This is a genomic window from Streptomyces sp. NPDC058375 (genome assembly GCF_042723425.1).
Lineage (GTDB): Bacteria > Actinomycetota > Actinomycetes > Streptomycetales > Streptomycetaceae > Streptomyces > Streptomyces durocortorensis.
Window position 1 is genome coordinate 1 of the sequence record NZ_JBHXJG010000392.1, and the last position, 4,487, is coordinate 4,487.

Sequence of the window (4,487 nt, forward strand, 5' to 3'; positions counted from 1 at the left end):
CCTCCGCGGTGCCGGGGCCCTGTGCGCGGGAGGCGGGCTCAGTCGACGAGGCCGTCCGCCGCCTCGACCTCTTCACGGGTGATGCCGAGCAGATAGAGCACGGTGTCCAGGAACGGCACGTTCACCGCGGTGTGCGCCGCCTCGCGGACCAGCGGCTTGGCGTTGAACGCGACGCCGAGCCCGGCGGTGTTCAGCATGTCGAGGTCGTTCGCCCCGTCCCCGATCGCCACCGTCTGGGCCAGCGGCACCCCCGCCTGCTCGGCGAAGCTCCGCAGCAGCCGGGCCTTGCCCGCCCGGTCCACCACCTCGCCGACGACCCTGCCGGTCAGCTTGCCGTCCACCACCTCCAGGGTGTTGGCCGAGGCGAAGTCGAGGCCGAGCCGCTCCTTCAGGTCGTCCGTGACCTGGGTGAAGCCGCCGGAGACGACGCCGACCTGGTAGCCGAGCCGCTTCAGCGTACGGATCAGGGTGCGGGCGCCGGGGGTGAGCCGTACCTCGGTACGGACCTTGTCCACCACCGAGGCGTCCAGGCCGGCCAGCAGCGCGACCCGGGCGTGCAGCGACTGCTCGAAGTCCAGCTCGCCGCGCATCGCCTGCTCGGTCACCTCGGCGACCCGGTCCTCGCAGCCCGCGTGCGCCGCGAAGAGCTCGATCACCTCGTCCTGGATCAGCGTGGAGTCGACGTCCATGACGACCAGCCGCTGGGCGCGTCGGCTCAGCCCGGCCGAGACCACGGCGACGTCCACGCCGATCTCGGCGGCCTCGGTCGCCAGCGCGGTCCGCAGCTCGGCCGTCCCGGTCCCCGACACCGCGAACTCGACGGCGGTGACCGGGTACTTCGCCAGCCGGAAGATGCGGTCGATGTTCCCGCCGGTCGAGGTGATGGAGGCCGCTATGGCGGCGGTCGACTCCGCGGTGAGCGGGTGCCCCAGCACCGTCACATGGGAACGGCCGGTACCACGGGGCCGGTTGTCGCCGATGCCCGAGATGATCTCGGCCTGCAGCTTCAGGGAGTCGGCCCAGCTGTGCACGGTCGCCCGCAGATCGCCCTCGGTGGTCCCCCCCGCCGTGGGCGCGGTGACCAGGGCGCACAGCACGATGCGGCCACGGGTGACGACCTGCTCGATGTCCACGACGTCCACCGCGTACGCGGCGAGGGTGTCGAAGAGCCCGGCGGTGATGCCGGGACGGTCCTTGCCGAAGATCTTGACGAGCAGGGTGGGGGCGTCGCTGCCCGGAGGAGGCCCGTCGCCGACGCCGTCGTCCCGACGGTGCTCAGGGGGCTCAGAGGGCTCAGGAGACGAGAGGGGCTGAGGTGGCTGAGATGCGCTCATGGTGTTCCCACCGTATCGGTCCGGCCACCCCCTCCGGCCGCCCGTCCCGAGTGCCGGACGGGAACCGTCGACGTGGCCTTCCCGTGGCGCCGGACGGGAGTACGGGCCCGGGGGAGCGGGAAGTCACCGATCTGGCCGGTACGGGTCTTGCGCTCGGAGGCGCCGGCTGCCTCGTATCCGCCGTTATGCCCGCCCTGAAGATTCTCTGAGCGGTAATCAGCACTTCATCCCGACTTCTTCTGCTCCGCTCCTGTTTCGCCCCCCGGTATCAGGGTGTTCGCGCAGGTCTCCCCGCGCTCTTCACCCGCCCGACTTTCGGATCGGGGACTGGTCCTGGAATAGTTCCCCACGATGTTCAGCATCCCTAGACTCCCTGCGACGGGGGTAACACGGGGGACAACTAGTGGGGCGCGGAGTGCCGGAACTCGTACTGGAATTGAATGGCAGCACCTGGACGCTCGATCCGTCCAGGTCGTACACCCTGGGACGTGATCCGCAGGGCGACCTGACGATCGACGACGCCAGAGTGTCGTGGCGGCATGCCACGATCAGCTGGAACGGCCGCAGTTGGTCCATCGAGGACCACGGCAGCACCAACGGCACCTATGTGCAGGGCCGGCGGATCCAGCAGGTGGAGATCGGCCCCGGCTCGGTGCTGCACCTGGGCAACGCAACCGACGGCCCCCGGGTGAGCCTCAGCCCCACCGCGGGCGCCGGAGTCGCCGGCGGTCAGGCGGTCGGAGCCCAGCAGGCTCCCCAGCAGCAGCCGCACCAGCAGCAGCCCCAGGGGGCCGGCGCGGGCTGGCAGGGACACCAGGCCCCCGCCCAGCACCAGGCCCCCGCCCAGCACCAGGCCCCCGCCCAGCACCAGGCCCCTGCCCAGCACCAGGCCTGGCAGCAGTCTCAGCCGCAGGCCGCACACCAGCAGGCCGGGCACCAGCAGGCACCTCAGCAGCAGGTCCCGCACCAGCAGCCCGCGCACCAGAACGTGCCGCACCAGCAGAACCCCGGGCACCAGGCCGGACCCGGACAGGGTGGTGCCGCGGGGGCGCCGCCGGTCTACGGGGACCGCAGCCCCACCACGTTCCACCAGCTGGCCCTCGGCCGGGTCATGCGCATCGGTCGTGCGCTGGAGAACGAGCTGGTCGTCTCCGACCTCCAGGTCTCCCGCCACCACGCCGAGTTCCACGCGACGCCCGACGGCCGCTTCGAGATCCGCGACCTCGGCTCGCACAACGGCACGTACGTCAACGGCCAGCCGCTCCAAAAGTCCGGCTCGGCGCTCATCGGCCCGAACGACATCGTCGGCGTCGGCCACTCGACGTTCCGGCTGGTCGGGGACCGGCTGGAAGAGTTCGTCGACACCGGTGAGGTCTCCTTCTCCGCCCGCCACCTCACGGTGACGGTCGACGGCGGGAAGCAGATCCTCAAGGACGTCTCCTTCGGCGTCCCCGAGAAGTCGCTGATCGCGGTCATCGGCCCGTCCGGTTCCGGAAAGTCCACCCTGCTCAAGGCGCTCACCGGCTACCGGCCCGCCAACCAGGGTGACGTCCTCTACGACAACCGGAACCTGTACAAGCAGTTCGCCGAGCTGCGCCAGCGCATCGGTCTGGTCCCGCAGGACGACATCCTGCACAAGGAACTGACCGTCACGAAGGCGCTCAAGTACGCGGCCAAGCTCCGCTTCCCCGCGGACACCACCGAGGCCGAGCGACAGTCCCGGATCACCGAGGTCCTCGCCGAGCTCAAGCTCGACATCCACAAGGACAAGAAGATCACCTCGCTCTCCGGCGGCCAGCGCAAGCGCGTCTCGGTCGCGCTGGAGCTGCTCACCAAGCCCTCGCTGATCTTCCTGGACGAGCCGACCTCCGGCCTCGACCCGGGCATGGACCGCGATGTCATGCAGCTGCTGCGCGGCCTCGCGGACGACGGCCGCACGGTGCTCGTGGTCACGCACTCGGTCGCCGAGCTGGCGATCTGCGACAAGCTCCTCGTGATGGCCCCCGGCGGTTCCGTCGCCTACTTCGGTCCGCCGGAGGAAGCGCTGAACTTCTTCGGCTACACCAGCTGGGCCGATGTCTTCTCCGCCTTCGAGAACTACCGCGACTACGACTGGGCGGGCCGCTGGCGCGGTTCGCAGCACTACCAGATGTACGCCGCCGACATCGACGCGGTCGCGGCCCAGCCGGTCAACATGCCGCCCCCGCAGCAGATGCGCCCGCCGAAGCCGCAGGGCTGGATGGCACAGCTGTGGACGCTGATCCGGAGATACTCCTCCGTCATCGCGTCCGACAAGGGCTTCATGGGCCTGATGCTGATCCTGCCCGCCGTGCTCGGCGTGGTCAGCGTGGTCATCCCGGCGGAGTTCGGTCTCGCGGAGCCCGACCCGCCGTCCCGGTTCAACGGCAAGGCCGGGACGATCATGCTGATCCTCGCGGTCGGCATGTGCTTCTCCGGCGCCGCCAACTCCGTACGAGAGCTGATCAAGGAACGGGTCATCTACGAGCGCGAACGGGCCACCGGCCTGTCCCGCTCCGCGTACCTGATGTCCAAGGTGATCGTCCTCGGCGTGATCACCGCCTTCCAGGGCGTGATCATCTGCGGCATCGGCTTCGCCACCCGCGATCTGCCGGAGGAGGGCCTGATCATGCCCCCGGCCGTCGAGATCTGCCTCTCGATCATCGCGCTGGGCTTCACCTCGATGATGTTCGGCCTGGTCATCTCCTCGCTGGTGAAGACCGCCGAGAAGACGATGCCGCTGCTGGTCATGTTCGCGATCATCCAGGTCGTCTTCACCGGCGTCCTCTTCCAGGTCTACGGATCGCCGGGCCTGGAGCAGTTCGCCTGGCTGATGCCGTCCCGCTGGGCGATGGCCGCGGCCGGCACCACCCTGGACCTGGCCCACCTGATGCCGCCGTGGGATCCGAAGAACCCCACCGACCTCGACCCGCTGTGGGAGCACACGGCGAGCCAGTGGGGCATCAACATCACCGTCCTGCTCGCGCTCGGCGTGATCTGCGGCATCGCGGTCGCGCGCCTGCTGCGCCGCCACGAGCCCGAGGTCATGCGCAAGTAGTCCCCGTCCCTGTCCCTGTCCGTAGAGGGGACATGGGTGGGGACATGGACGACGCCGGAGGCCGGCACCCCGCGGGG

Annotated in this window: 2 protein-coding genes; one reads left to right on the forward strand and one right to left on the reverse strand. The window is 69.9% G+C overall.

The features are described from left to right. Window positions 1-38: 38 nt before the first annotated feature. A complete protein-coding gene (serB, locus tag ACFWM7_RS33890; protein WP_383268230.1) occupies window positions 39-1,334 on the reverse strand; it encodes a phosphoserine phosphatase SerB in 1,296 nt (431 codons plus the stop codon). A gap of 403 nt (window positions 1,335-1,737) precedes the next feature. On the opposite strand from serB, the gene ACFWM7_RS33895 reads away from it, so the two are divergent. After that, window positions 1,738-4,410: an FHA domain-containing protein gene (locus ACFWM7_RS33895; RefSeq protein ID WP_383268233.1), complete on the forward strand. Its 2,673-nt coding sequence runs from the start codon at window positions 1,738-1,740 to the stop codon at window positions 4,408-4,410. Window positions 4,411-4,487 lie beyond the last annotated feature (77 nt).